Source organism: Pseudomonas sp. Q11, from assembly GCF_024494355.1.
Taxonomy (GTDB): Bacteria; Pseudomonadota; Gammaproteobacteria; order Pseudomonadales; family Pseudomonadaceae; genus Aquipseudomonas; species Aquipseudomonas hefeiensis.
Genome location: NZ_JAKNQY010000073.1, coordinates 1 through 614 on the forward strand (window position 1 = coordinate 1; position 614 = coordinate 614).

1 protein-coding gene is annotated in these 614 nt (G+C 63.2%); it reads left to right on the forward strand.

The annotated features are described in order from the left end of the window. The coding region (locus MA884_RS27795) for an immunoglobulin-like domain-containing protein (protein ID WP_256233484.1) at positions 1 to 614 on the forward strand (614 nt) is incomplete at both ends.

The following is a 614-nucleotide window of genomic DNA, read 5'->3' on the forward strand; positions in this document are numbered from 1 at the left end:
ACCGTGACCTTGAGCAATGGCTCGGTCATCACCATCGCCGCCGGACAAACCACCGGTACCGTCAACGTCGATACCCCGGCCAATGACGTCTACAACAATGGCAGCACCGTCAGCACCACCATTACCGGGGCCACGGGCGGCAACTTTGAAAACCTGGTGCCGAGCACCACGCCTGCTGTGACGACGATCACCGATTCGGTGGACGCCACCGGCCTGACCTTGACCGCCAGCGACACCATCACCGAAGGCGGCCAGATCACCTACACCGCCACCCTGACCAACCCGGCGCAAACCCCGGTGACCGTGACCTTGAGCAATGGCTCGGTCATCACCATCGCCGCCGGACAAACCACCGGTACCGTCAACGTCGATACCCCGGCCAATGACGTCTACAACAATGGCAGCACCGTCAGCACCACCATTACCGGGGCCACGGGCGGCAACTTTGAAAACCTGGTGCCGAGCACCACGCCTGCTGTGACGACGATCACCGATTCGGTGGACGCCACCGGCCTGACCTTGACCGCCAGCGACACCATCACCGAAGGCGGCCAGATCACCTACACCGCCACCCTGACCAACCCGGCGCAAACCCCGGTGACCGTGACCTTGAG